This window comes from Rhizobium brockwellii (genome assembly GCF_000769405.2).
In the GTDB taxonomy this organism is placed as follows: Bacteria; Pseudomonadota; Alphaproteobacteria; order Rhizobiales; family Rhizobiaceae; genus Rhizobium; species Rhizobium brockwellii.
In genome coordinates this window covers 1247926-1273333 of the sequence record NZ_CP053439.1, presented here as the reverse complement: position 1 = coordinate 1273333, position 25408 = coordinate 1247926, and the positions used below count along the sequence as shown (strand labels likewise).

The 25408-nt window shown below is 59.8% G+C and carries 23 protein-coding genes; 13 read left to right on the top strand and 10 right to left on the bottom strand.

Annotated elements, in window-relative coordinates; genetic code table 11:
* Window positions 1-2 precede the first annotated feature (2 nt).
* A complete protein-coding gene (locus tag RLCC275e_RS06440; protein WP_033180379.1) occupies window positions 3-644 on the bottom strand; it encodes a ubiquinol-cytochrome C chaperone family protein in 642 nt (213 codons plus the stop codon).
* A 136-nt stretch (window positions 645-780) separates the two neighbouring features.
* On the opposite strand from RLCC275e_RS06440, the gene RLCC275e_RS06435 reads away from it, so the two are divergent.
* Entirely contained in the window at window positions 781-1314 is a 534-nt protein-coding gene (locus RLCC275e_RS06435) for an outer membrane protein assembly factor BamE (RefSeq protein WP_003547220.1), read from the top strand.
* A 101-nt stretch (window positions 1315-1415) separates the two neighbouring features.
* On the opposite strand, the gene RLCC275e_RS06430 is transcribed toward RLCC275e_RS06435, so the two are convergent.
* From RLCC275e_RS06430 to ribH, 3 genes are all read right to left on the bottom strand, one after another.
* Window positions 1416-3554: a sodium-translocating pyrophosphatase gene (locus tag RLCC275e_RS06430; protein WP_033180684.1), complete on the bottom strand. Its 2139-nt coding sequence runs from the start codon at window positions 3552-3554 to the stop codon at window positions 1416-1418.
* A 198-nt stretch (window positions 3555-3752) separates the two neighbouring features.
* A complete protein-coding gene (gene nusB, locus RLCC275e_RS06425; RefSeq protein ID WP_012756897.1) occupies window positions 3753-4235 on the bottom strand; it encodes a transcription antitermination factor NusB in 483 nt (160 codons plus the stop codon).
* A 3-nt stretch (window positions 4236-4238) separates the two neighbouring features.
* Window positions 4239-4694, bottom strand: a complete 456-nt coding sequence (gene ribH / locus RLCC275e_RS06420; protein WP_003558337.1) for a 6,7-dimethyl-8-ribityllumazine synthase — start codon at window positions 4692-4694, stop codon at window positions 4239-4241.
* Window positions 4695-5040: 346 nt separating this feature from the next.
* Between ribH and RLCC275e_RS06415 the strand changes: the two genes are divergently transcribed.
* The 7 genes from RLCC275e_RS06415 (at window position 5041) to RLCC275e_RS06385 (ending at window position 12897) form a co-directional block, all read left to right on the top strand.
* Window positions 5041-5400: a hypothetical protein gene (locus RLCC275e_RS06415; protein WP_033180380.1), complete on the top strand. Its 360-nt coding sequence runs from the start codon at window positions 5041-5043 to the stop codon at window positions 5398-5400.
* A gap of 216 nt (window positions 5401-5616) precedes the next feature.
* Window positions 5617-6120, top strand: coding sequence for a cupin domain-containing protein (locus tag RLCC275e_RS06410; protein ID WP_033180381.1), 504 nt, complete (start codon window positions 5617-5619; stop codon window positions 6118-6120).
* A 10-nt stretch (window positions 6121-6130) separates the two neighbouring features.
* The gene (locus RLCC275e_RS06405; RefSeq protein WP_033180382.1) at window positions 6131-6646 is read left to right on the top strand and encodes a GNAT family N-acetyltransferase; all 516 of its coding nucleotides are present in this window, start codon (window positions 6131-6133) and stop codon (window positions 6644-6646) included.
* Window positions 6647-6920: 274 nt separating this feature from the next.
* Window positions 6921-7817: a glycosyltransferase family 2 protein gene (locus RLCC275e_RS06400; protein ID WP_033180383.1), complete on the top strand. Its 897-nt coding sequence runs from the start codon at window positions 6921-6923 to the stop codon at window positions 7815-7817.
* Window positions 7818-7949: 132 nt separating this feature from the next.
* Complete coding sequence (locus RLCC275e_RS06395) at window positions 7950-10298, top strand: glycosyltransferase (RefSeq protein WP_245484982.1); 2349 nt, start codon at window positions 7950-7952, stop codon at window positions 10296-10298.
* 206 nt (window positions 10299-10504) lie between these two features.
* On the top strand, window positions 10505-11686 hold the full coding sequence (locus tag RLCC275e_RS06390; protein ID WP_245495364.1) for an ATP-grasp domain-containing protein: 1182 nt from the start codon (window positions 10505-10507) through the stop codon (window positions 11684-11686).
* Window positions 11683-12897, top strand: a complete 1215-nt coding sequence (locus tag RLCC275e_RS06385; protein WP_033180386.1) for a Gfo/Idh/MocA family protein — start codon at window positions 11683-11685, stop codon at window positions 12895-12897. The genes RLCC275e_RS06390 and RLCC275e_RS06385 overlap by 4 nt, the downstream gene beginning before the upstream one ends.
* 276 nt (window positions 12898-13173) lie before the next feature.
* Here the strand turns inward: RLCC275e_RS06385 and RLCC275e_RS06380 are convergent, their stop codons facing one another.
* The gene (locus RLCC275e_RS06380) at window positions 13174-14283 is read right to left on the bottom strand and encodes a DegT/DnrJ/EryC1/StrS family aminotransferase (RefSeq protein ID WP_033180387.1); all 1110 of its coding nucleotides are present in this window, start codon (window positions 14281-14283) and stop codon (window positions 13174-13176) included.
* 197 nt (window positions 14284-14480) lie between these two features.
* On the opposite strand from RLCC275e_RS06380, the gene RLCC275e_RS06375 reads away from it, so the two are divergent.
* The 5 genes from RLCC275e_RS06375 to rfbA are packed head-to-tail and all read left to right on the top strand — an operon-like array spanning window position 14481 to window position 19892.
* A complete protein-coding gene (locus RLCC275e_RS06375) occupies window positions 14481-16457 on the top strand; it encodes a CgeB family protein (protein ID WP_033180388.1) in 1977 nt (658 codons plus the stop codon).
* Window positions 16458-16481: 24 nt separating this feature from the next.
* Entirely contained in the window at window positions 16482-17048 is a 567-nt protein-coding gene (gene rfbC / locus RLCC275e_RS06370) for a dTDP-4-dehydrorhamnose 3,5-epimerase (RefSeq protein WP_033180389.1), read from the top strand.
* A 17-nt stretch (window positions 17049-17065) separates the two neighbouring features.
* On the top strand, window positions 17066-18121 hold the full coding sequence (gene rfbB / locus RLCC275e_RS06365) for a dTDP-glucose 4,6-dehydratase (protein ID WP_033180390.1): 1056 nt from the start codon (window positions 17066-17068) through the stop codon (window positions 18119-18121).
* 3 nt (window positions 18122-18124) lie between these two features.
* A complete protein-coding gene (gene rfbD, locus RLCC275e_RS06360; protein ID WP_033180391.1) occupies window positions 18125-19012 on the top strand; it encodes a dTDP-4-dehydrorhamnose reductase in 888 nt (295 codons plus the stop codon).
* A 10-nt stretch (window positions 19013-19022) separates the two neighbouring features.
* Window positions 19023-19892 (top strand): glucose-1-phosphate thymidylyltransferase RfbA, encoded by an 870-nt coding sequence (gene rfbA, locus RLCC275e_RS06355; RefSeq protein WP_033180392.1) that lies wholly within the window; start codon window positions 19023-19025, stop codon window positions 19890-19892.
* A 79-nt stretch (window positions 19893-19971) separates the two neighbouring features.
* Here the strand turns inward: rfbA and RLCC275e_RS06350 are convergent, their stop codons facing one another.
* The 5 genes from RLCC275e_RS06350 to RLCC275e_RS06330 form a co-directional block, all read right to left on the bottom strand.
* Window positions 19972-20583 (bottom strand): riboflavin synthase, encoded by a 612-nt coding sequence (locus RLCC275e_RS06350; RefSeq protein ID WP_033180393.1) that lies wholly within the window; start codon window positions 20581-20583, stop codon window positions 19972-19974.
* A complete protein-coding gene (gene ribD, locus RLCC275e_RS06345) occupies window positions 20583-21704 on the bottom strand; it encodes a bifunctional diaminohydroxyphosphoribosylaminopyrimidine deaminase/5-amino-6-(5-phosphoribosylamino)uracil reductase RibD (RefSeq protein WP_033180394.1) in 1122 nt (373 codons plus the stop codon). The genes RLCC275e_RS06350 and ribD overlap by 1 nt, the downstream gene beginning before the upstream one ends.
* A 3-nt stretch (window positions 21705-21707) precedes the next feature.
* The gene (gene nrdR, locus RLCC275e_RS06340; RefSeq protein ID WP_003547190.1) at window positions 21708-22184 is read right to left on the bottom strand and encodes a transcriptional regulator NrdR; all 477 of its coding nucleotides are present in this window, start codon (window positions 22182-22184) and stop codon (window positions 21708-21710) included.
* Between the two features lie 9 nt (window positions 22185-22193).
* On the bottom strand, window positions 22194-23492 hold the full coding sequence (gene glyA / locus RLCC275e_RS06335) for a serine hydroxymethyltransferase (RefSeq protein WP_003558306.1): 1299 nt from the start codon (window positions 23490-23492) through the stop codon (window positions 22194-22196).
* Between the two features lie 318 nt (window positions 23493-23810).
* The gene (locus tag RLCC275e_RS06330; protein WP_012756884.1) at window positions 23811-25112 is read right to left on the bottom strand and encodes a L,D-transpeptidase family protein; all 1302 of its coding nucleotides are present in this window, start codon (window positions 25110-25112) and stop codon (window positions 23811-23813) included.
* Window positions 25113-25408 lie beyond the last annotated feature (296 nt).

Genomic DNA, 25408 nt, shown 5'->3' with positions numbered 1-25408 from the left:
CTTCAACTGACCGGCGGGAGCGTTGCCGAACCGGTGGCGATTACCTCTTCGGCAACGGCAGACAGATGCGATTCTGCGGCCATCATCCATCCGGCAAGGCCGGACATATCGGCCGTCGCCGAGGTTTCGGGGTAGATATTGCGCTGAAGGGCAAGAGCGAGGGCTTCGGCATCGCCTGTGTCCATCGCCTTCGAATAGGCTTCGAGCCGGCCGTAAAACATGCCGGCGAGCTTCTTCATGCGCTTCGGCACGCTGTTGTCGCCGATGCCGAGTTCGCGGATCGAATAATCGATATCCTGGAAGAAAGCGTCGACGATCTCCTGGGCGATCTCCTGGCCGCTGGTGGCGGAAGCGCGGGTGCGGCGAAAAAACAGAATCATGGCGATCGACAGCATCTCGAAACGGCCCATGACCGTATCCGGTACATTGAGCCGCTCGTAGAGCTCCGGCATGCGCGCGGCCGCCGCCAACGCCGCATATTGCCTGTCGACGATCGCCTGATTGTTGTTTTTCTTGCGAAAGAGCCCGAAGATCATTGTTTTTTCCGGAAATGCCTCATTCTTCATGCCGGCTGGCGTCTGGCCTTGTTGCATGATTTCGAAAGCTGGTTTACCGAAGCAGGCGCGAATTGCAATGCCGATCATGGCCAGTTTCGGGACGACGCCTTCGATGCGTCAGCGAAGCGAATTCGGGACATTCGACCCGGAATGGCCACAATGGTTTTGCAGGAGGAAAGCGTGCAAGGCCCCAAATGGCTGCTATCGACACTCAAGGGAGTAGATGTCGTTGAATAAACGGTATTTCAAGTCTGACGTGAAATTCTTCAGCAGTGCGGCCATTGCCTTCATAATCGCCTCCACCACCGCTCTTTCCGGTTGCCAGACCAGCACCGTGCTCAATGGCGGCTACGTCGCCGACCAGCAGTCGCTGAACCTCGTTCCGGAAGGCTCCAGCCGCGAGCAGGTGCTGCTTTCGCTCGGCACCCCGTCGACGACGGCGACCTTCGACGGCGAAGTCTTCTACTACATCTCGCAGCGGCGCACGCGTGCGGTCGCCTTCCAGAAACTGAAGGTTGTCGATCAGAGCGTTCTAGCGATCTATTTCGACAAGGACGGCGTCGTCAGCCGCCGCGCCAACTATGCGCTGCAGGACGGCAAGGTGTTCGACACGATCGGACGTGTCACGCCGACCGGCGGCAAGGAGCTCACCTTCCTGCAACAGATGCTTTCCGGCGGCAGCGCCGCGAGTGCTGCCCGCAGCCTGTTCGGCGGTGGTGCCGGCGGCACACCGCAGAACCCAAGCAGCCTGCGCTGATCGGACACGCCTCATAAGAAAACCCGCCGGATGCAATCGCTCCGGCGGGTTTTTTTATGGTCGCTGCACCGGCTTGAAGTGTGCCAAGCCGGCGCCGTTGTTTATCCGGCGAGAACGGCGAGCAACAGCAGCGCGACGATGTTGGTGATCTTGATCGCCGGGTTGACGGCGGGGCCGGCGGTGTCCTTGTAGGGATCGCCGACGGTATCGCCGGTGACGGAGGCCTTGTGCGCATCCGAACCCTTCATGTGACGCACGCCGTCCTTGTCGACGAAACCGTCCTCGAAGCTCTTCTTGGCATTGTCCCAAGCGCCGCCGCCCGATGTCATCGAGATAGCGACGAAGAGGCCGTTGATGATGACGCCGAGCAGCGATGCGCCGAGGGCGGCAAAGGCGGAGGCCTTGGAGCCGGAGATGAGAAGCACGCCGAAATAGACGACGATCGGCGCCAGCACCGGCAGCAGCGACGGCACGATCATCTCACGGATGGCGGCCTTGGTCAGAATGTCGACCGCCCTACCGTAATCCGGCTTTTCCGTGCCCTGCATGATGCCGGGCTTTTCCTTGAACTGACGGCGCACTTCCTCCACGATCGCGCTGGCCGCACGGCCGACGGCGGTCATCGCGATGCCGCCAAAGAGGTAGGGAATGAGACCTCCAAAGATCAATCCCGCCACCACGTAAGGGTTGGAAAGATCGAAAGAAATTTCGCCGATGCCGGCGAAATAAGGGAACTTGTCGCCATTCGCCGCAAAATATTTGAGGTCGTACGAGTAGGCCGCGAAGAGAACCAGGGCGCCGAGACCGGCAGAACCAATGGCATAGCCCTTGGTGACGGCCTTGGTCGTATTGCCGACGGCATCGAGCGCATCAGTAGATTTGCGCACCTCCGGCGGCAGATGCGCCATTTCGGCGATACCGCCAGCATTGTCCGTCACCGGCCCGAAAGCGTCGAGCGCGACGATCATTCCGGCGATGCCGAGCATGGCCGTGACCGCGATACCGGTGCCGAACAGGCCGCCGAGCTGATAGGTGGCGAGAATGCCACCAACGATGACGATGGCAGGCAAGGCCGTCGATTCTAGCGAGACGGCCAGGCCCTGGATGACGTTGGTGCCGTGACCGGTGACCGAGGCCTGAGCGATCGAAATGACCGGACGCTTGCCCGTGCCGGTGTAGTATTCGGTGATCACCACGATTAGCGCAGTGACGACAAGGCCGACGATGCCGCAGAGGAAGAGGTGCGTGCCTGATATATCGGCGCCTCCGACGGAGCCGATCGATCCCCAGCCGATGGTGAGCGAGGTGGCAGCACCAAGGCCGACAATCGACAGCAGACCGGTGACGATCAAGCCCTTATAGAGAGCGCCCATGATCGAGCCGTTCGAGCCCAGCTTGACGAAGAAAGTGCCGATGATCGAGGTGATGATGCAGGCACCGCAGATCGCCAGCGGATAGACCATCGCCGACTGGAGGATCGGCGCGCCGGCAAAGAAGATCGCGGCGAGAACCATGGTGGCGACGACAGAGACCGCATAGGTCTCGAAAAGGTCGGCGGCCATGCCGGCGCAGTCGCCGACATTGTCGCCGACGTTATCGGCGATCGTTGCCGGGTTGCGCGGATCGTCTTCGGGAATGCCGGCTTCCACCTTGCCGACCAGATCGCCGCCGACATCGGCGCCCTTGGTGAAGATGCCGCCGCCGAGACGGGCGAAGATCGAGATCAACGACGCGCCGAAGCCGAGCGCCACCAGCGCATCGATGACTTCGCGCGAGCCGCTCTCATGGCCGAGCCCGACGGTCAAGACCGTATAATAGATGGAGACGCCGAGCAGCGCCAGGCCAGCCACCAGCATGCCGGTGATCGCACCCGACTTGAAGGCGATGTCGAGGCCGGCGGACAGGCTGACGGAAGCAGCCTGAGCGGTGCGCACATTGGCGCGGACGGAGACGTGCATGCCGATGAAACCAGCAGCACCGGAAAGCACGGCGCCAATCAGGAAGCCGATCGCGGCCTCGGCGGAAAGAAGCAGCCAGGCTAAAATGAAAACAACAACGCCGACAATGGCAATGGTTCTGTACTGGCGCGTCAGATAGGCTTGCGCACCTTCGCGGATATAGCCCGCGATCTCCTGCATGCGGCTGTTGCCCTGATCGGCGGCAAGCACCGACCGGGTTGCCCAGGCGGCATAAACCACCGAGAGCAGACCGCATGCGATTACGCATAAAAGAATCGTCATTTCGCTCTTTCCTCCCATAGGCCGGAGCTCACTCCTTCTCCGGCAGATACGCCGCCGAATCGCCTTCCTCTCCACAGAAATGCCACAGCTAAGCGGTGCGGAGATTGCTTGGTCGATCACGTGGCGTCAAGACCGCAACGGGCGAAAACCATTGCGGTACGAAGAAAGACGTAGGGGGATTGTTTGGCGGCTAAAGACTTACTTCTTCGCCTCGCCGCGCACCTGCTTTGCGATGCGGTCGAGCACGGCGTTGACGAGCTTCGGCTCGTCGTCATCGAAGAAGGCCTGGGCGATCTCGACATATTCGGTGACGATGACCGCCACCGGAACGTCCTTACGGTCGGTGATCTCGAAGACGCCGGCGCGCAGGATGGCGCGCACGGTGCTGTCGAGGCGCGACAAGGCCCAGTCATCCTGAAGGGCTGCGGCAATCAACGGATCGAGACGAACCTGATCGCGCACGACGCCGGAAACGATGGAACGGAACCAGGCGACATCGGCCTTCAGATAGGTCGCGCCGTCGAGTTCCTGGCCAAGACGGTGCGCCTCGTATTCGGCGACGATTTCCAGAACGCCGGTGCCGCCGACATCCATCTGATACAGTGCCTGAACGGCAGCAAGACGGGCAGCGCCCCGCTGGTTTGCAGTCTTGACCGGCCGTTCCGTCTTGTCGTCGTTCATTCGTTATGCACCCAGTTTCTGCTTCAGCTCGATCATGGTCAGAGCTGCACGAGCGGCAAATCCGCCCTTGTCCTTATCCGAGCGGCGCGCGCGCGCCCAGGCCTGTTCGTCGTTTTCGACGGTCAGGATGCCGTTGCCGATGGCAAGCGACTCGCTGACCGCGAGATCCATCAAGGCGCGCGAGGATTCATTCGACACGATATCGAAGTGATAGGTCTCGCCGCGAATGACCATGCCGAGGGCGACATAGCCGTCATAATGCGTTCCGCCATTGTCGTCTCCATCGAGCGACATGGCAATCGCTGCTGGAATTTCCAGTGCGCCGGGGACGGTGACGACCTCGAAGGTGGCGCCGGCCTCTGTCAATGCGAAGGTCGCGCCTTCGAGCAGGGCGTCGGCCATGTCGTCGTAGAAGCGGGCCTCAACGATCAAAATATGGGGAGCGGTCTCTCTCGGCATGGTTCACCTTCGGTTGGCGGGACATTTACCCACTCGGCAGCCCGCGGTCAAAACATGCCTTCGTCCGAATGGCAAGCAATTTCGCCCGATGCCGCAATAGGAAAGAGGAAATAGCTGCAAGGGGATAGCAGCACCACAGATACACCGCTGGGCAAGCTTCCAAAACCGGCTTTCCGCGATGCCTCGAAAGCGGCAATTCGAAGGCAGTTTTCATGAACAATTCTTAATGATTTATCAGTGGCTTAACCCATTGAATCGCGAATGTGAGAACGCCAATTCCATGTCGTGACGCAGACGATCCCCTGCAACGACAGCCGACCGTCTAAGCAGATGAAAGGATACAATCATGAACCGCGTTGTCACCATCACTATCGCTGCAGCCCTCTCCTCCCTCGCCTTTGCCGGCGTCAGCCGGGCCGAAAGCCTTGGGATGAACAGTGCCCAGGGCATCGAGCAGACACTCAGGACCTTCCACGGCAATGATTTCAATGTCGAGCAGGTCCACAACTGGCGCAATCTCGACGACGAGACGACCGGTCCGCGCTCGGCGCCAGAACGTTCCGGTCAGGCCGTTCACGGCATCCAGGCCTCGATCGACGCCAACAGATCGCTTGCCCACCGGCTCAACAATGAGGGCGTCGACGTCCGCAACATCGTCAACGCCGAGCAGGCAGCAGACGGAAGCTTGACCTTCTACGTCCGCTGACGCTCCAGCGCATACCCCCGAAAATCGGAACGATCTTCGGGGGTATGCGTGGGTTGAAGTGATCGAGCGTCCTTATCGCGTGCTATTCGACGCGCGGCGCTCAAAGCATGGGCGGCGGTCTCCTCTCCGCCCATGCTGGGGATATCAGAGATAGGCCCAGATAATCGTTGAATTTTCCCTGGATGACGGCTTCTCTTCTTGAAACAGGAGGACGTCATGGCAACCGAACAGAAGGCGGTGATCAACACCGCCGATCTCAAGCTCGAGCACTGGAAACAGGGCGAGCTCTATGAAAGCACCGACACCTCTTTCGGCGCGCTACTTGGCCTGACCGGCCTCGGCGTCAGCTACAACGAGGTACCGCCCGGCAAATCGGGCTGCCCCTTCCACAACCACCATGTCGAAGACGAGCTCTTTTATGTGATCTCGGGTGCCGGCGAATACCGGTTCGGTGATGCGCGCCATGCGATCAAGGCCGGCGATGTGCTCGGCGCGCCGGCGGGCGGACCGGAAACGGCGCATCAGATCATCAACACCGGCACGGCCACACTCGTCTATCTCGGTATCTCGACGATGGCGAAGACCGAGATCGTCGAATATCCCGATTCCGGAAAGTTCCTTGCCAAGACCAATAGGGACGGTGCAGAAAACAAGCGCTTCCGTCATATCGGACGGCCGGAAGGCGATCTCGACTATTGGGACGGCGAGCCCGGCGCCTGAAGGATCCGATGTGACCGACATTCCGACTCTCGAAACGGCGCGGCTGACGCTTCGCCCTCACCGCCTCGACGATTTCGACGCGCATGCGGCGCTGTGGGCGGACGAGGATGTCGTGCGCTTCATCACCGGCGCGCCATCGACGCGCGAGCAGAGCTGGAGCCGCATGCTGCGCGTTGCCGGCATGTGGCACCATATGGGCTTCGGCTTTCTGGCGATCATGGAAAAGGAGAGCGGCCGGTTCATAGGCGAAGCGGGCTTCCTGGAAGCCCGGCGCGAGATGGACCCCTCGATCGAGGGAACGATGGAGGTCGGCTGGGCGCTGATGCCTTCGGCGCACGGCCGCGGTTATGCAACGGAGGCGCTGACCGTCCTGATCGGCTGGGCGGAGGCGCATTTTCCGGGAAAGCCGATGAGCTGCATCATCAGCCCGGAGAACCAGGCCTCGTTGCGGGTCGCAGCCAAGCTCGGTTTCCGCGAGACGGCGCGCACGCAGTATAATGGCGAGATCATTCAGTTTTCTCGTTAGGGAATTCCGCCAACCGGGCAATCCACCGCACCGGCTCGATGCTCGTGGAACGCACTTGCGAATGCCCGAGTGCGTGCCACGTTTCTCCCAGAATTATCTGTTTATCGGACGAGATCTGGGCCTTTTTTGCCACTTGTGCCTCTTCCTCTGCGCAAGCCTCGCGTAACGCCCGCGTTCTATGGTCATGGCAAGCGGTCTGCTTCGGTCCTTCGGAGAGCCGATCACCGCTCTCGCCGGCGGAGGCTGGAGAGAGGCGTCTCAAGGGGAGAAACACTTGCCGCGCGTGTCGATCTGTATACCGGCCTACAAGCCCGATTTTTTTGAACTCGCCCTGAAGAGCGCAATCGCGCAAAGCTATACGGATGCCGAGATCATCGTCTCGGACGATTGTCCGACGGATGCCATCGAGGCAATCTGTTCGCGCTATTCCAGCCTCATTAGCTATAGCCGCAATCCTCATCCGGGCGAATACACGAACATCATGAGGCTCGCCGGTCTCGCTCAGGGCGAATACATCAAATATCTGTTCGATGACGACGTGCTTAACCCTTTCTGCGTACAGTTTCTTCTCGAAGCGCTGGAGGCAACGCGCGACAGAGGGACAAAACTTGCCTTTTCGCCGCGGCATGTGATCGACGAGAGGAACAATTTCCTCAATCTGATCAACTATTTCCAAGTCGATCAAGGTTTAAAGCTCATCGAAGGGCGGGATTTCATCCGCCTGACGGCGATGCATCATCTCAACCTTATCGGCGAATATTCGACCGTGATGATGCGTAAGGCGGACTGCTTTGACGGGAATGGCGAGTTCCGCCTTTTCAGGCCCGAAAACGGTATCTTCCGTGGCCTTCTCGATCTTTCAGGCTGGATAGAACTTGCCAAGGAAGGCGCCTTCGTCGCCCATCCTCACCCGCTTTCCTATTTCCGGCAGCATTCCAATTCCAAATCAAACCACACCACCAACCCGATTTTCATCTACGCCATCGTCTTTCACGAAGACATTCTGAATTATGCGCGCGCCAACGGCGTCCTCAGCCCCCAGGATCTGCCGGTCTCCTATCGCAATCTGATAAATGTCTACCAATACTGGCGCGCTGCCTTTCCGGAACTCGATGCGAGGATCGCACGCCTGAGCGCGCTGCTTGATGATGCCGGGCGATGGAGCGCGTAGCCGACCGCCGATCCAGGTAAAAGCTTCACGATATCCGCACGTTTCGCGCAATTTTCACGATTTAATTGATGGTCGACATGGCGCGATCATGCAGACAGAGGGTTTCAAATGATGCAGTTGATGGATGCTCCAATGACGGGTCTGGGGGGACGCGAGCAGATCGTGCAGGCATCGTTTTCCGTCATCATCCCCGCCTACAATGCATCAAACGTCATCGGGCGATGCCTGCAGAGCCTCCTAAATCAGCAGGGGCAGACGCCATTTGAAATTATTGTCGTCGACGATTGCTCGGCGGACGACACGATCGCTAAGGCCGAAGAGATAGCTCATGGGCACAATAACGTTACTGTTATGCGCCTCGACAGCAACGGCGGACCCGGCATCGCCAGGAATGAAGGGGTGCTCAACGCAAAGGGCGAATGGATTTGCTTCGTCGATGCCGACGACATCGTCGAGAGCAACTTTCTGGAGACGCTTCAGGCATCCCTTGATGATTCCCCAGATATCCTCGCATTCAACTCCAGCCTTTATGATGCAGAAACCGGCAATAGCCTGAAGGCCCGCATCCGCGAGGATCTCACCAGAGTCGAGGGCGCCGACAGGCTGGCGGACTATCTCCGGGATCGCGTCGATCGATCGGTCATCTTCCATCTGTTCCGCCGCCGTTTTCTCCTCGACAACAACATCATGTTCCGCGGAGGCCTTCACGAGGACGTCGATTATATGTTTCACGCGCTGATGCGCGCGCGTTCGGTCAAGAGTCTCGACAGGCAGATCTACCGCAAGCTCGATACACAGGGCTCAATCGTCAACTCGCTCAGCACCCGTCATGTCGATGGCTTCTTCGACGCGCTCGATGCCATGCATGCGCTCGTGACGGACACGCCAATGTGGCCTGATCTGAAAGATCCATTCCTGACAGGCATCATCAACGTGACCGCGTCCCGCCTGCTCAGGCTGCTGCCCGGCAAGGTGGTCAAGCTCGAGGATGCCGGCAAGATCCTCTCCACGCTTTACGGCCGTGTCGTGCGCTCAATGGAGCTCGCTGCAATCGCCTATCCCCTGCCGGTTCCGCCATCGGGCTTCCGCACCAAATACCGGATCACCTTCGATGCCTTCATGAACGGCATGGAAAAAGGCGATTCGACGGAGGATATGCTGAAAGTCTTCGCGGAGATCGCGCCGAAGCTCTGGAGCTGCTACGACCTTCATCATTCCATTCTGCTCGGACCCGGCGAAGTGCGCACCTGCTGCAAGCGCTTCACCTATGAAGGCGAGCTGAAAGGCGATGTGGTTCTTTTCGGCGGTAACGGCAAGGATTTCGAGTTTACCTACAGCGATATCAAGCAGGCAAAGGATACACTATTCCTCGAGATCAACCGCGACAACTCGGATGAATGCCGCGGCTGTCCCTTCTTGAAATTCGAGGATTGGGGCCGGCCGCTCAATCAGGGCGTAAAGTATCTTTCCTTCGAGCATCACTCGCTTTGCAATATGCGCTGCACCTATTGCAGCGAGACGTATTTTGGCGGCAAGAAGCCCGCCTATGATACCGGCGCATTTATCGATACATTGAAGGATGCGAAGGCGCTCGAGAACATGGAATATATCGTCTGGGGCGGCGGCGAACCGACAGTCGAGCCGCGCTTCAACGATCTTCTCAGCAAGCTGGCTGAGGGCATTTCCAATGTTAAGCAGCGCGTCATCACCAACGCGACGATGTATTCGGAGACCCTTGCAGACCTTCTCAGGAAGGATCAAGCTCATATCGTTACCAGCATTGACGCCGGAAACAGTAAGAATTTCAATGAAATCCGCAAGTACAAACATTTCGAGCGGGTATTCGAAAATCTCCGCCGCTACGCTGCTTGCTCTTCACGCAACGTCGTCATCAAATATATTCTCTTGCCGGAAAACAGCTCCTCCGACGAGCTCCGGCAATATGCAGACCTGATCGCCGAGAATGGCCTGACCGATTGCAACTTCCAAATCAGCTGCGATTTCAAAACAGATCGCGTGACGGATGACCAATTGGTGTCCATCGTCGAACTTCACCATCTGCTTAGAATTCGCGGCGCGCGCCTTATTTTCCTCGACGATCTCGTCTGGCAGCGGATCTTGACGGTTACGCCAGAAACCCTGGCATTGCTGAAATCCAGGCTGGAACCGTTGGTGCTGGAGACGGCATTCGAGCCGGTCCATTCCGAAGGAGTTGTGGTTTGGGGGATCGGCGGACAGGCTCAGATTATTCGCCGCAAGTCGCAGTTCTTCAAAACGAGCAAGATCGCTTATTTCGTCGATCCACGCCCTGAAATGATCGGCCAGAGGCTCGGCGGCATTGAAGTGCGCTCTCCTCATTCGGCCCTGTCGGATGATCTGCCGATCATGATAGGCGCCGTTCAAAGCGCGCCGGAAATCTACGATCAGATCGAGGCGCTGGGCATAAGTCCCCAACGGATTCTGCAGAAAGTCATCCTGTAGCGCTTAAGCCCAATCGAGGCGATGGCAAAGTCCACCGCCTCGAGCGGCAAGCCTGGGGAAACGCCCGCGGCTTATGACTTTGGTTACCGCATCCGTTTGAGTCTTTCGAACATTGGAAACGGACCGGGGAGCGCTGCCAATCTGAGGTCCAGCAGTTTGATGCGCAACGCCCCTGACTGCTCAGGGCACGTGGAATGGATTTGAGAATGACCAAGAGAGCATTGCTCGTCGGCAGTAACTTCAGCGCAGTTCCCCTTCTATTCGCTTTGAAAAGGCGCGGCCTCCATATTTCCGTTTGCGGAAACCGGCCGGATGAACCCTGCCACGCGCATGCGGACCAGTCGCATTTCATCGACTACAGCGATCCGAACACGCTGCTCGCCCTCGTCGAGAACGGCGATTTCGATTTCATCGTGCCGACGGGCAATGACGTTGCCTATATGTCGAGCACCTTCGTTGCCGAAAAACTCGGATTTCCGCGCTTCGATTCGATGGAAACCGCGACCATCATTCACACGAAGCAAGCGTTCCGCAGCTTTACCGAGCAATACGATATCCCCGCCCCGCGTTCGGTGCGCCTGCATGGCGACTCGCCGGTCGAGACTGGCTCGCTACGCTATCCGTTGCTGGTGAAGCCAAGCGACAGTTTCAGCGGCCGTGGCGTCACGAAGGTTTTCGACCGGACGGAACTTGCCGACGCCATCGCCGATGCCCGGGGAAACTCGCGCGCGGCGGAGATCGTTATCGAGGAATTCATCGAAGGCAGCCTGCACAGCCATTCCGCCTTCATCAAGGACCAGGAGGTCGTCTTCGACGTCTTTGTCGACGAATATTGCACGGTCTATCCATACCAGGTCGATTCATCGAACCATCCCTCGCGCCTGTCCGAAACTGTCCGCTCGAAGACGCGGACCATTATGGCACGCGTCGTCAAGCTGCTCGGACTGCAGGACGGCCTCATTCACACGCAGTTCCTGTCGAATGGAGACGATGTCTGGATCGTCGAATGCATGCGACGCTGCCCGGGCGATCTTTACGGCTCGCTTGTCGATCAGTCTCTCGGCATCGATTACGCAGACCTCGTCATAACGCTACTGCTGGGTGAGGAATTTTCTGTCGAACCGCGCTTCGATCCGCCGCTGTTCTTCGGGCGCCACACCATCACCTCCGACACGACCTCGACGCCGTTTTCCTTCTCGCACTCCATTCCATCATCCGATGTTCGCATCACGCAGCTCAAGACCACTGGCAAGCCGATGAATTCGGCACCGCTCGACAAGCTCGCCATCCTCTACGCCCGCTTCGAGACACGAGACGAAATGCTGAAGGTGGTGCCGGATTTCAAAACGTTCATTTCGCTCCAAACGATGCAAGGAGATCTCGCATGATCCGCTCAAGTCAGGGAGTACCGGAGAAGCTGCGCCTCGCCTTTCTAGGCGGTGCCGTCAATTCCGCTGTGGGTCGCGCTCATCGCGATGCAATCGAGCTTGATCAGAAATTCGATCTTGTCGCCGGCTGCTTCAGCCGCCATGACGACATCAATCGCGAAACGGCGGGGCAGTACCGCATTTTGCCGGAGCACTGCCACGCCGACTTCGATACCTTGCTCTCGAAAGAGGCCGGCAACATCGACGCTCTCGTCGTACTGACGCCGACGCAGCAGCATACGAAGCAGGTTGTCGCCGCACTCGAGGCCGGTGTTTCGGTGATCTCGGAAAAGGCCCTTGCCGGTTCGAGCGTCGAGACGCGCATGATCGGCAATGCGCGCAGTAACGGGGCCTTTTTGGCCGTAACCTACAACTACACGGGATATCCCATGCTCCGCGAAATCCGCAGCATGGTCAAGCATGGTGTTTTTGGCGAATTGCAGCAGATCCATATTGAGATGCCGCAGGAGACCTTCCTCCGTTTCCGCCGCGACGGGACGCCGATGACGCCGCAGGATTGGCGCCTGCACGACGGCGCCGTGCCGACGGTTTCGCTCGATCTCGGCGTTCATGTGCACTCGCTGCTTCATTTCCTCACTCAGCGGGAGCCGGAAGAAGTCTGCGCAACCAGCCAGAGTTTCGGTCACTTTCCGCAGGTGCTCGACAATGTGCAGGCGCTCGTGCGCTGCGCCGGCGGCCTGCATTGCAGCATGTGGTACGGCAAGACCGCGCTCGGGCAACGCAACGGCCTGCGTGTGCGGCTCTATGGCTCCAAGGCATCGATCGAATGGCTTCAGGAAACCCCCGAGCTTGCCTATTTCTACGATTGCAACGGCCGCAAGCAGATTCTCGATCGCGCCAGCCCGGATATCATGATCGCTAACAATACCCGCTACGAGCGGTTCAAGGCAGGCCATCCGTCGGGCTTCATCGAAGCCTTCGCGAATTATTATGCCGACCTTGCCGACGCCCTGCTGCAACACAAGACCAATACCGCATGCCTGCCCCATCCCTACGTGCTTGGGCTTGAGGAGGCGGAGGAAGGACTACGGCTGCTGGAAGCGATCGAATGCTCGCGGCTTGAAAACCGCTGGGTCGAGATCGAGCCGCAAGGCGTACGGCGCCCGGTGACGGAGCGGATCGAAATCCGACCTCCGCAACTGGCGCTTTAATCTGGCGTCTATGAGATGAGGAAAGTGGCGTGATCGATGGTCACGCCGCTTTCGTATGAGCAGCCATCTGCAATGCGCCGACTCGCGATCTATTATCTGGCAGGCAGAGCTCGCGCTTCAAGTCTTTGCTGACAAGTGAGGCGGCTAGAACAGGATGTCGCCCGAAAACCGCTTACACTTTTCGGCATCATGCTCTGGCCGACCAAATGGTGCACGATCTCGCACCGCAGATACTTTCGATCTGCGGTGCGAGATGACAGTCGGAATACCGTGTTTTTAAGCCGACTCGATCAGCGCGCAGACCTTGTCGACGATGTCCATCTCCATGTCCGGATAGATCGGAAGGCAGAGCACCTGTTGTGCGGCTTCGGTTGCGACCGGCAGATTCGAGGGCTGCGAGGAAGGCAGGCTGCGGTACATCGAGAAGGTTGAAATCAACGGATAGAAATAGCGGCGCGGATGAATGTTGTTTTCCTTCAGCCGTTCATAGAGCTCATCGCGTAAAATGGGATAGTCAGGGCGTACAAGGATCGGGAAATAAGAGAAGTTGGAGACGGTCTCACCGGAACGGTCCAGGCATTCTATGCCCGAAACCCCGCGGAGCCGCTCACGGTATGCACCGTCGATGAACCCACGTCTTTCGAGCGCGAGCTTGATGTATTTCAGCTGCAACAGGCCGAGCGCAGCGTTGAACTCGCTCATTTTTCCATTCGTGCCTGGCGCCACCACAGTCACTTCGTCGACGTAACCGAAGTTCTTCAGCTGATCGATGCGGGTCTTCGTCTTGGCGTCCGGGCAGATGATGGCCCCGCCTTCGAATGTGTTGAAAACCTTCGTCGCATGGAAGCTCAGGATGGAAAGGTCGCCGTGATTGAGAACGCTTCCCCGTTCGTCTTCCACGCCGAAGGCATGGGCGGCGTCGTAGATGACCTTCAGATTGTAGAGGTCGGCGATTTTCTGGATCGCATCGACGTCGCAAGGGTGGCCGTAGCAATGCACCGGCATGATCGCCGTCGTCTGCTGCGTGATCGCCGCCTCGATCTTCGCTGGATCGAGATTGAGCGTCACCGGGTCGACGTCGACGAAGACGGGCTTCAAGCCGTTCCAGAGAAGCGAATGCGAAGTGGCCACGAAGGAATAAGGCGTAGTAATGACTTCGCCCGTCACGCGGAGCGCCTGAAGCGCCGTCAGCAGCGCGACGGTAGCGTTGGAAAAGAGGCTGATGTGCTTCACGCCGAGATGGTCGCAGAGCTCCTGCTCCAGCTGCTGGTGGAATGGCCCGCCATTGGTCAGGATTCGGTTGTTCCAGATCGCTTCCAGCGAAGGAATGAATTCTTCGAGCGGCGGCAGGCTGGGCTTCGTTACATAGATCTTTTCGTTTTTCATGACGCCGTCCAGAGGTTGGCACTATCGGGCAATTGGGCCAAGTACGAACATCACGGCTTAACCTGTTCCCAGGCTGACCAGCGAAATTCCCGCCAACAGTGTGGCGCAAGCTTCACATCCAATAGTCGGCACCCAACCCAGCCCGAATGCCGTTTTGTGAATCACGAAGACGGCGATCATGCACGAAGGACGATGCCTTGACGATCAACCAGCCTATTTCCGCTCTGCCGGCCGGTCTTCCTGATCTGGCGCTTCTCACGGAGAAAGCTGCGGGCACTGGATCCGTCATTATCTATCAGCCTTATCTCGATCCTTCGCAGCGCAGCCAGCTCGATGCGGCTGCCATGCCGCTCGACATCTCGTTCAATACGCAGGCTACGACCCGCGAATATGAACTCTTCCTCACCCTGCATCAGCACCACGAGGCGATCGGCCTCGGTGACGACGTGTTTTGGGGGCTGCTCTCCAGCAAATTCGAGATGAAGTCGGTGACGAGCTTTCCGTCCTTTGTCACGGAGGCGGAAAAGGCCAGGGCAGAAGGCGCGGACGCCTATCTTTACAATCCGCTGATCGGCCACGCGGCGATCTACAGCAACGTCTGGGAACATTCGCTGCTTGGCGGTCACCCTGGCATGGAGCCGATCTTTCTGCATATCCAGGAGTTGGGCTATCCGATCGCGCCGCCGCAGGACAAGACTGCCTTCATGTTCTGCAACTATTTCTGCGGCAACCGGAAATTCTGGTCCGGGTATTTCGCCTTTTGCGAACGCATTCTCGAATCGCTGGAAAACCAAGCGCGCGCCGGCACGGCGGCGGGCGCCGCCTATGTCGGCTCGGCTCACTATTCACGCGATGCCAACGCCAAGATGCGCCCCTTCGTGATCGAGCGTCTGCTCGGACTTTATGTGCAGCAGGCTATCGCCTCCGGACTGAAGATCGCCGCCTTCGTACCGACCGTTGCCGATTTCGAATGGAAGTTCGGTGTCCGCCTTGGCCGGATGCTGCATGGCCTCTTCGCCGCCAAGGAAGCCTTTCTGCGGAGCCGTGACGAGGCTGTCCTGACCTCGTGGCAGCAAGGCCGCCAGCCGCTCATCAAGCAGCCGCACCTGGTCTGGGGGGCTGATGATCCGCCCGGCTGGATGCCGCGCGGCCAATTTATCGGCGGCCGCCAATTGATGCGCGCCTATGCTCAGCAGGCGTCAGGCGCTTCCGCGGTACCGCAGCAGCCGGTGCGGACGGAAAGGCCCGCTATATCAGCCGCGCCGAAGATCGAGCAGCCGCTCCGCAACCTGTTGCAGCCCTTTGCCGGCGGATGGCAGGCACACAGAGACCGTCATTGCATCTGGATCGTGACGCCAGACAACTACAATCACAGCCACGCCTTCGACGAAGTCGCGCTTGGCCTACAGGGCGCCTTCGAGGAACTCGGCGGCTCGGCACCGATTACCCGGGACATGAACGCATTCGCCGGCCGTGCGCCGATCATCTATGGCGGCAATCTTCTCCCCGCCGAAATCGTCGGCCATCTGCCGAAGGACAGCGTCGTCATCAATCTCGAGCAGGTGTCCGAAGAAAGCATCTGGATCAATTCGCGCTACACCTCGATCCTGAAGTCGCTTCCGGTTCTCGACTACAGCCCGCGCAACCGGGAGAATCTCGCCGCCAAGGGCATTGATCACGCCGGCGTGCTCGAAATCGGCTATAGCCGCTGCCTCAGCCAGATACAGCACGCCGCCGTCAAAGATATCGACGTGCTCTTCTACGGCTCGATGAACGAACGCCGCCACCATATCCTGAAGACGCTGAAGGACGGCGGGCTCAAGGTCGCGCACCTCTTCAACATCTATGGTGCGGAACGCGACGCAGCGATTGCCCGCGCCAAGATCGTCATAAACATCCATCATTATGCGAGCGGCGTCTTCGAGATCGTCCGCATTTCCTATCTGCTTGCCAATCGCGTTTGCGTGCTGACGGAAGGCGACATCCGCGATGCGGACCTTCAGCCCTTCATCGGCGGCTTGGCAATTGAGCCCTATGACGACATGATCGAGCGCTGCTACAAGCTGATCGCAGATGCCGACGAGCGCGATGCCATTGCCGCGCAGGGCCTTGCGGCTATGCAGAGCCGGTCGCAGGCGGACATGCTGATGAGCGTCATGAGGTCGGGCGTTTGATGAAGGCTGCAGAAAAGGTAAGTCATGCGTATTGAGACCACGGCCATCGAGGGCATAGTTGCGATCACACCGCCACGCTTCGGCGATCACCGCGGCTACTTCTGCGAGGTATTCAAGGGTGCCTGGTTCCGGGAAAATGTGGCCGACGTCACGTTCATCCAAGACAATGAATCGCTTTCGGCGCAGGCCGGCACCATCAGGGGACTGCATTTCCAGATACCGCCCTTCGCACAGGGCAAGCTGGTGCGCTGCCTTGCCGGCCGGATCATGGATGTCGTCGTCGATATTCGCGAGGGATCGCCGAGCTTCGGCAAATGGCTCTCTCAGGAGCTCTCGTCGGAAAACGGCATGCAGCTCTGGGTACCGGCCGGTTTCGCACACGGATTCGCAACGATCGAGCCGAACAGCGTCATCAGCTACAAGGTAACCGCGCCCTACAGCCCGCAGCATGATCGGGGCATCGCGTGGAACGATCCGGCGATCGGCATCCGCTGGCCCTTCGATGAGAGAGACATGGTGTTGTCCGACAAGGACAAGACGCTGCCGGGGCTCGCCGATCTGCCAAGCCATTTTTCCTATTCAGCACAGTAACCAGGGATTGATTCACCATGCGCATTCTGGTCACGGGCGGAGCGGGCTTCATCGGATCGGCATTGGTGCGCCATCTCGTCAGCGAGATCGGCGCCGAGGTGCTGAATGTCGACGCGCTGACCTATGCCGGCAATCTGGCATCGCTGAAATCCGTCGAATCGGCGCCGAACTATCAATTCCTGCACGCCGACATCTGCGACCGCGCCAGGATGCAGGAAGCATTCGCGTCCTTCCGCCCTGATATCGTCATGCATCTCGCGGCAGAGAGCCATGTCGACCGCTCGATCTCGGGCGCGGACGATTTCATTCAGACCAACATCGTCGGCACGTTTAGTCTGCTGGATGCCGCACGGCACTATTGGGATGGGCTTGACTCTCGCCGCAAGAGTGCCTTCCGCTTTCTGCATGTCTCGACCGATGAGGTCTACGGCTCGCTCGGCGACGAGGGCCTCTTCGAGGAAACGACGCCTTACGATCCCTCCTCGCCCTATTCCGCCTCCAAGGCCGCGAGCGACCATCTGGCGATCGCCTGGCACCGAACCTACGGCATGCCCGTCGTCGTCTCGAATTGCTCCAACAACTACGGCCCGTTCCATTTCCCGGAAAAGCTCATTCCGCTGATGATCCTGAACGCACTGGAGGGCAAGCCTCTTCCCGTTTACGGCAATGGCGTGAATGTGCGCGACTGGCTCTATGTCGAAGACCACGCCCGCGCGCTCTTCACGATCGCATCCAGAGGGCGCCCCGGAGAAAAATACAATGTGGGCGGCCGCAATGAGCGCAGGAACATCGATGTCGTTCATCGCATCTGCGCTATTCTCGACGGCGTCTACAGTGAAAAGGGACCGCATGCGCGTCTGATTGCCAACGTCACGGACCGTCCCGGACACGACGCACGCTATGCGATCGACGCCTCGAAACTCGAAAGCGAACTCGGCTGGAAGGCGCAAGAAACCTTCGAAACCGGCATAGAGAAGACCGTGCACTGGTACTTGGAAAACGCATGGTGGTGGAGGCCGCTGCGCGAAAACGTCTACTCCGGCGAACGCCTCGGCGTTTTCAAGGGACGATAAGCGATGCGCATAGCCGTCACCGGCAAACAGGGCCAGGTCGTTCAGTCGCTGCTCAGACGCGGCGCCGAAACGGGCGTCGAAATCAACGCGGTCGGGCGCCCGGAAATGGACCTTGCGGATCCTGCGAGCATCGCAGCCGCTTTCTCGGCTTTGCGCCCGGATGTGATCGTCTCGGCGGCTGCCTATACGGCGGTCGACAAGGCCGAGAGCGAAGCCGAGCTTGCTTTTTCCGTCAACGCGGCAGGCGCCGGGGCGGTCGCCGAGGCTGCCGCGCGAATAGGGGCCCCGGTCATCCACATTTCGAGCGACTACGTCTTCAGCGGCGACAAGGCCTCCGCCTATTCCGAAGAGGATGCGACGGCGCCGATCTCCGTCTACGGACGCTCGAAGCTCGCGGGCGAGAAGGCCGTCGCGGCGGCGAGCCCGAACTACGTCATCTTGCGCACCGCCTGGGTCTATTCGCCCTTTGGCACCAATTTCCTGAAAACGATGCTCCGACTTTCCGAGACGCGCGATCATCTTCGCGTTGTCGCCGATCAGACTGGATGCCCGACCTCGGCGCTCGACATCGCCGACGCGATTCTTGCGATCGCATCCCGTATCGTAGCGGACCCTGAGCCATCGCTGCGCGGCACTTTCCACCTGACCGGCAGCGGCGAAGCAAGCTGGGCGGACTTCGCTGAAGAGATATTCACGGAGCTTTCTAAATCCGGCGGCAGAAACGTCGGCGTCGAGCGCATCCCGACGGCGGACTATCCGACACCGGCGACGCGTCCTGCCAAATCACGTCTCAACGGTGACAAGCTCGCCAGAACATATGGAATCCGGCTTCCGGAGTGGAAGCAGTCCATGAAAATTGTCATGCAAGACCTTTTGAATAAGGGTCTTTAGGGAGAAGGGCATGAAGGGAATAATTCTCGCCGGCGGCACGGGCACGCGTCTGCATCCGATCACGCAGGCCGTCTCGAAACAGTTGATGCCGGTCTACGACAAGCCGATGATCTACTATCCGCTGACGACGCTCATGCTCGCGGGCATCAGGGAGTTGCTGATCATCACCACGCCTCACGACGTCGAAGCCTTCAAGCGCCTTCTCGGCGACGGCTCGCAATGGGGAATTTCGCTGACTTATGCCGTACAGCCGAGCCCGGACGGCCTCGCCCAGGCCTTCATCATCGGCGCCGACTTCGTGCACGGCGACAGCTCGGCACTCGTTCTCGGCGACAACATCTTCTACGGGCACGGACTGCCGGAAATCATGAAATCCGGCACGAGCCGGCGGGAAGGCGCGACGGTGTTCGCATATCACGTCACCGATCCTGAACGCTATGGCGTTGTCGGCTTTGACGAAAAGATGAATGCGCTATCGATCGAGGAGAAGCCGAAGAAGCCAAAATCGAACTGGGCGGTGACCGGCCTCTATTTCTACGATCAGCAGGTGGTCGATATCGCCGCCAACCTGAAGCCATCACCGCGCGGCGAACTGGAAATCACCGACGTCAACCGCACCTATCTCGAGCGCGGCCAGCTTTTCGTGGAGCTGATGGGCCGGGGCTATGCCTGGCTCGATACCGGCACGCCGGACAGCCTGCTCGATGCCGCAGGTTTCGTCAGCACGCTGGAGAAACGCCAGGGCTTCAAGATCGCCTGTCCCGAAGAAGTCGCCTGGCGCATGGGTTACATCTCGCAGGACGACCTCGCCAAGCTCGCGGAGAAGCTCGGCAAGAGTGCCTACGGCCAGTATCTGACCAAGCTGTCCCCGGATTGGTGAGCTATCCGGCCGGCGCAGTACAACGGCGAGATCATTCAATTTTCGCGTTAGAGCGCCGCGTCCAATTCCGGTTTTTGGGTTATGCAGCAGGGAATTCAGCCAGCCGGGCGGCGTAACGCGCCATGGTGTCGACTTCGAAATTGACGAAATCGCCCGCCTTGCGCTCACCCCAGGTAGTCACCTCAAGCGTGTGCCGGATGAGCAGCACATCGAAATCCGTGCCGTCGACGGCATTGACCGTCAACGAAGTACCGTCGAGTGCGATCGAACCCTTGGGTGCGACGAATTTCGCCAGATGTTCGGGCGCGCGCAGACGGTAGCGAGTGGCGTCGCCCTCTGCTGTCACCGAAAGGATTTCCGCCTTACCGTCGACATGGCCGGAAACGATGTGACCGCCGAGTTCATCGCCGATCTTCAGCGACCGTTCGAGGTTGATGCGGCTACCTTCCTGCCAGGCGCCGATCGTCGTCAGCCGCAGCGCCTCTTCCCAGGCCTCGACCTCAAACCAGCGGCCGTTGCTGCCTTCCTGCGGCAGACCGGTGACGGTGAGGCAAATGCCGGAATGAGAGATGGATGCGCCCATATCGATGGTTGCCGGGTCGTAACTCGTCGCAACGCGGAGCTTGATGCCCTCCTTCAACGGCGAAACGGATTCGATCTTGCCGATATCGGTGACTATTCCGGTGAACATCAAAGCCCTCTTTCGTATTCGTCCAGGCGATCGCCGCCGAACATCAGCGTGCCCGTATGGGCAAAACCCGATGGTATGTCGGTAGCATCAAGCGGGGATTCAATACCGCGCTCGCCGATGACAACAGGCGCCTGATAAAGCTGGATGCGGTCGACCAGGCCAGCCTCGAGGAAAAGCCGCGCCGTCTTTGCACCGCCCTCGACCAGAAGCGAGGAAATACCGCGCGTCGCGAGTGCCGGCAAGAGGACTTCCGGATGATAGGGATTGCAATGGACGACCTCGACGCCGGCGGCTTCGAGGGCTGCGCGGCGAGATTCCATCTCTGTGGATGCGATATCCCCCTCTGCCTGCGACAATGATCCTTCCTCGCTCGCTACCACGATGACCGGCACCTCCCGCGCCGTTGCGACGAGCTTGCTGGTCAGCGGTAGTGCCAGGGAAGGATCGAGGACGATGCGGGTCGGCGATTGCGATTCAAGACCTGGCGAACGCACCGTCAGCAGCGGATCATCAGCAATCGCGGTGCCGATGCCGACCAGGATCGCATCGGTTTCGGCGCGTAGCGCCTGCACCTGGGCTCGGGCCTCCGGGCCTGTTATCGCCACATGCCCTGCCCCCTGGCGGCCGATCATGCCATCGGCGGAAACGGCAAGTTTGAGAGTCACATAGGGCCGGTTCTTCGTCTGGCGGGTGAGATAGGCGGCAAGCGACTGCCGGCCCTCCGCCTCCAGCGCGCCGGTATCCACCTCTATGCCGGCTTCGCGCAGCATGGCGATGCCGCGGCCGGAGACCCGCGGATCGGGATCGGTGACGCTGATGACGACGCGGGCAACGCCATAGGCGATCAGCGCCTCGGCGCAGGGCGGCGTCCTGCCGTGATGCGAGCAGGGTTCGAGCGTCACATAAGCGGTGGCGCCGCGGGCGAGCACGCCGGCCTCAGCGAGCGCCTGCGTCTCGGCATGCGGGCGGCCGCTGAGCGCCGTAACCGCACGGCCGACGATGACGCCGTCCTTGACGATCAGACAACCGACGGAGGGGTTGGTGGCGGTGCGGCCAAGATGCCAGCGCGACAGGCGGATCGCCGCCGCCATGAAACGTTCGTCATGCGGCGTGATGCTCATGGCTCACCTGTCCAGCGGGTCGCGGGCGATCTTGGCGTTGATTTCGGAAATGACCTTCTCGAAATCCTCGGCAAGCGAGAAATCCCGATAGACCGAGGCGTAGCGCACGAAGCCGACATCATCGAGGCTTTTCATGGCTTCCAGCACCTGCAGGCCGATCTGCTCGGAGGAGATTTCGGTCTCGCCGGAGCTTTCAAGCCGCCGCACGATGCCGGAGACGGCGCGCTCGATGCGGTCCCGCTCGACCGGGCGTTTGCGCAGCGCCACCTCGAAGGAGCGCACCAGCTTGTCGCGGTCGAAGGGCACCTTGCGGCCGGTCTTCTTGATGACCATCAACTCGCGCAGTTGCACGCGCTCGAACGTGGTGAAGCGGCCGCCGCAATCGGGACAGATACGCCGCCGGCGGATGGACGTGTTGTCCTCCGCCGGGCGCGAATCCTTGACCTGGGTATCTTCCGAACCGCAATAGGGGCAGCGCATCCCTGCTCCTTATCCCAAGTAATCATACATGGGGAAGCGGTCGGTGAGGCTGACCACCTTGCCGCGCACCGCGGCTTCGACGGCGGCGTTGCCTTCATCGGAATTGGCGACCTTCAGGCCGTCGAGAACCTCGACGATGAGATTGCCGATCTCGCGGAATTCGGCTTCCTTGAAGCCGCGGGTCGTTCCAGCAGGCGCGCCGAGGCGCACACCCGAGGTGACGAAGGGCTTTTCCGGATCGAAGGGAATGCCGTTCTTGTTGCAGGTGACGTAGGCGCGGCCGAGGGCTGCCTCGGCGCGCTTGCCAGTGGCATTCTTCTTGCGCAGGTCGACCAGCATCAGGTGGTTGTCGGTGCCGCCGGAGACGACGTCAAGGCCACCCGATATCAGCGTTTCGGCCAGCGCCTTGGCGTTCTTGACGACCTGGGCGGCGTAATCCTTGAACTCCGGCTGCAACGCCTCTTTGAAGGCGACCGCCTTGGCGGCGATGATGTGCATCAGCGGGCCACCCTGCAGGCCAGGGAAGACGGCCGAATTGAACTTCTTCGCCAGATCCTCGTCATTGGTGAGGATGACGCCGCCGCGCGGGCCGCGCAACGACTTGTGGGTCGTCGTCGTCGCGACATGGCAATGCGGGAACGGCGACGGATGAACGCCACCGGCGACAAGACCGGCGATATGGGCCATGTCGACCATGAGGTAGGCGCCAACCGAATCGGCGATCTCGCGGAAGCGCTTCCAGTCCCAGATGCGGGAATAGGCTGTGCCGCCGGCGATGATGAGCTTCGGCTTGGTTTCCTCGGCCTTGCGGGCGACTTCATCCATGTCGAGCAGGTTGTCGCCTTCGCGCACGCCGTAGGAGACGACGTTGAACCACTTGCCGGACATGTTGACCGGCGAACCATGCGTGAGGTGGCCGCCCGAATTCAGGTCGAGACCCATGAAGGTGTCGCCGGGCTGCAGCAGCGCCAGGAATACGGCCTGGTTCATCTGCGAACCGGAATTCGGCTGGACGTTGGCGAAATTGACGCCGAACAGCTTCTTGGCGCGCTCGATCGCCAGTTCCTCGGCGATATCGACGAACTGGCAGCCGCCGTAATAACGCTTGCCGGGATAACCCTCGGCATATTTGTTGGTCATGATGGAGCCCTGGGCTTCCAGCACGGCGCGGGAGACGATGTTCTCAGAAGCGATCAGTTCGATCTCGTGCCGTTGGCGACCGAGTTCCTTTCCGATCGCGCCGAAAATATCCGGATCGACGTCCGCAAGCGAGCGATTGAAGAAGGATTCGGTGGAAGCATTGGTCATGGGCGGGCTCCTCAACTGGAATGCGTTGAGGTATTAGCCTTCCGCTTTGGCGAGGGCAATACGAAGAACGACATTTGCTGAGCAAAGCGCGCGCTCACGCTCTTTTGCGGCCGCGCCGCGCCGATCCTTGGCGACCATACTACAGCGCCGCGCGTCTTTCAGACGCGCAAAGGACGCTGTAGCACTTTGAAGTGCTGCATAATTTTGTCCTTAAATCGATGCCGATTTAAAGAATTATGCAGTAGCAGCGTCTCCCCGGACATAAAAAAACCGCGCCGGAAAAGCGCGGTTTTCAAATTGCGATGCGGAGGTCGCCGCTTACTGGACAGGCTGTTCCATGCCCGCTGTGGTGTCGAGCGCCAGCTCGGCATTGCCGTCCATCTGATAGATGTCGTCGCGGAACTGGACGATGCCGTCGGGCATACCCCAGGCGGAGATATAGACGAAATAGACCGGAACTTCCGTGGCGAGCTTGACCGGCGTGTTGACGCCGGTTGCAATCACCTGCTCCATCTGCTGGCGGTTCCAGCCGGGGGTCTCGCGCAACAGCCAGTTCGACAAGTCGCGCACGTTCTGGACGCGGACGCAGCCCGACGATTCAAAGCGCATCAGCTTGTTGAACAGGCCCTGTTGCGGCGTGTCGTGCATGTACTCGCCGTTTTTGTTGTAGAAGTTGATCTTCGTCGACGCCATGGCGTTGGTCTTGCCGGGGTCCTGACGGAACATCAGGTTCGGCGCCTCGCCGTTCCAGTCGATGGTTTCGGGGGCGACTTCATTGCCCTTGCCGTCGAGCAGACGAATGGCATTCTTTTCGAGATAGGTCGGATCCTTGCGCATCAGCGGCATGATGTCTTTCTCGACGATCGAGCGCGGTGCCGTCCAGTAAGGATTGAGGATGACCTCGTAGATCTTCGAATTGACGAGATGCGTCGGGCGGCTCAAGCGGCCGACAACCGCTGTGTGGCGCGTCGCGACACTGCCGTCTTCGACAGCCTCCACATAGGCTGCCGGGATGTTGACCATCAGGTGACGGCGGCCCAAGTCTTCAGGGAAGGTCTGCAAACGGACGACATTGGTGTTCAGCTGCTGCAGGCGGACATCGGCGGGGATGTTCATCGCCTTCAGCGTAAATTCGCCGAGAACCCCATCTGCCGGCAGGCCGTGACGCGCCTGGAAGCGCTTGACGGCGCCGTCGACATAGGAATCGAAGGCATTGGACAGGCCGGCCTCGCGCGGCAGATCGCCGGTGATCGCGAGACGCTGGCGCAGCGCCTGGACGGCGGGAGAGCTGACGCCGAGCTGCAGGCGCTGGTCACCGGGATTGACCTCAGGCCAGCCACCGGCTGCGGCGATCTGCTGATACTGCATGATCGCCTGCTGGGCGCTCGCGACCGATTGGGGGCCAAGGATCGGCGTGTTGGAAACCATGGCGGTCGCCGTGCGCGACGCCGCCTTGGCGTCGAACTGGTCGTCCCAGTTGCCGCGGCGCGGCGCATTGATCAGCGTATCGAGCGCCGATTGCGCGAATGCCGGCGCGGCAAGCGCGCTTGCGCCAACCGTTGCCGCAGACGCAAGGAAGGCGCGGCGCGAGAGTGCTTCAATTCCGTTTTTCTTCGACATAGTCCCAACCACTGACTGCGGCGATAAAGAGATGCCGCGGGCTCTTTGCGATATCACTGCGCTTTAACGCAGATCCCAGTCCATTCGTTGTCCCGGCGCAACGAAAAATTCCGCTTGCCCCATCACAAGATTGCGATGCGGCAGCCTGAACATTCCTGATCGGTCTATTGAAAGCGCCGGTTGTTAAGCCTTCCGCTGCCACACCAATATGGCCAATTCGTGTTGCCGGGCCGGAAGACGGACTTGCCGAATGCCGGAAACAGGACGCAACGAACCATATGACGGGTAAAGCGTGC